Here is a 2,067-nt window from a genome sequence, read left to right on the forward strand (position 1 = left end):
CTGTCTATATATTCAACAGGCAGTACTTGGGGTTGCCCCATTCGGATATCTCCGGCTCAGTCGCTTGCTTCCAGCTCCCCGGAGCGTTTCGTCGGTCACCACGTCCTTCTTCGCCTCTGTGTGCCTAGGTATCCACCATTAGCCCTTATTCGCTTGACCACTTTTAAATATTGGTGTCTACCTGCGTTTGATGCATTCAAATACCAGTTTTGTACTGATATATAGTGCAATCAAATTCGCATTTGACAAGTTGCTATGCAATTTTCAAGGTTCTGTCTGGACTCTCGCCCAGCAGTCTTGCTTTGGTGAACAAGATTGCTGAAAAAGTTTATCCAATTGAGTTTAAAGCTTTGGGTTTATTGCCTCTGGCAATGTCTCATTCCCATACCTTCCTAGTTTAACAAGCCATCAAGTTTATTGGGTATTAGAAACCGAACAATACTTGGCTATTTCTGCCGAAGGTACCGAACAAGGGTAATAGTTTGAAAGCCAACAGCCAATCTCGACCGACCTTGGGATGACTTCTCTTGGACCTAATAAATTTATGGGTTCGGTCTCTGGAGAAGTAGGTCTCCCTGTTAAGGAGGTGATCCAGCCACACCTTCCGGTACGGCTACCTTGTTACGACTTCACCCCAGTCACCAGTCCTACCTTCGGCGTCCCCCTCCTCGAAAGGTTAGGGTAACGACTTCGGGCGTGACCAGCTTCCATGGTGTGACGGGCGGTGTGTACAAGGCCCGGGAACGAATTCACTGCAGTATGCTGACCTGCAATTACTAGCGATTCCACCTTCACGCAGGCGAGTTGCAGCCTGCGATCTGAACTGAGCCATGGTTTACGAGATTTGCTTGCCATCGCTGGCTTGCTGCCCTTTGTCCATAGCATTGTAGTACGTGTGTAGCCCAGGGCGTAAGGGGCATGCTGACTTGACGTCATCCCCACCTTCCTCCGGTTTGTCACCGGCAGTCTCCTTAGAGTGCCCAACTTAATGCTGGCAACTAAGAACGAGGGTTGCGCTCGTTGCGGGACTTAACCCAACATCTCACGACACGAGCTGACGACAGCCATGCACCACCTGTGTTCCGGCTCCCGAAGGCACTCCTCTCTTTCAAGAGGATTCCGGACATGTCAAGCCCTGGTAAGGTTCTTCGCGTTGCATCGAATTAAACCACATACTCCACCGCTTGTGCGGGCCCCCGTCAATTCCTTTGAGTTTCACAGTTGCCTGCGTACTCCCCAGGCGGGATACTTAACGCGTTAGCTACGACACTGCCCGGGTCGATACGGGCAACGCCTAGTATCCATCGTTTACGGCTAGGACTACTGGGGTATCTAATCCCATTCGCTCCCCTAGCTTTCGTCCCTCAGTGTCAGTTTAGGTCCAGCAGAGCGCTTTCGCCACCGGTGTTCTTCCTGATCTCTACGCATTTCACCGCTACACCAGGAATTCCCTCTACCCCTACCTTACTCTAGCTATGTAGTTTCCACTGCCTTTATCTGGTTGAGCCAGACGCTTTGACAGCAGACTTACATTGCCACCTGCGGACGCTTTACGCCCAATCATTCCGGATAACGCTTGCATCCTCCGTATTACCGCGGCTGCTGGCACGGAGTTAGCCGATGCTTATTCCTCAGGTACCGTCATCTTTCTTCCCTGAGAAAAGAGGTTTACAACCCAAGAGCCTTCCTCCCTCACGCGGTATTGCTCCGTCAGGCTTTCGCCCATTGCGGAAAATTCCCCACTGCTGCCTCCCGTAGGAGTCTGGGCCGTGTCTCAGTCCCAGTGTGGCTGATCATCCTCTCAGACCAGCTACTGATCGTCGCCTAGGTGCGCTCTTACCACACCTACTAGCTAATCAGACGCGAGCTCATCTTCAGGTGATAAATCTTTCACCCAAGGGCACATCCGGTATTAGCAGCCGTTTCCAACTGTTGTCCCGAACCTGAAGCCAGATTCTCACGCGTTACTCACCCGTCCGCCACTAGCTCCGAAGAGCCCGTTCGACTTGCATGTGTTAAGCATACCGCCAGCGTTCATCCTGAGCCAGGATCAAACTCTCCGTTTTG

2 rRNA genes are annotated in these 2,067 nt (G+C 51.8%); both read right to left on the bottom strand.

The annotated features are described in order from the left end of the window. Nucleotides 1–159 (bottom strand): 23S ribosomal RNA (locus tag AACT52_RS06895); the annotation flags it as partial. 420 nt (nucleotides 160–579) lie between these two features. Beyond that, nucleotides 580–2,066, bottom strand: a 16S ribosomal RNA gene (locus tag AACT52_RS06900). Between the last annotated feature and the right edge of the window lies 1 nt (nucleotide 2,067).

Source organism: Scytonema sp. HK-05, assembly GCF_963872035.1.
In the GTDB taxonomy this organism is placed as follows: Bacteria; Cyanobacteriota; Cyanobacteriia; order Cyanobacteriales; family Nostocaceae; genus Kalymmatonema.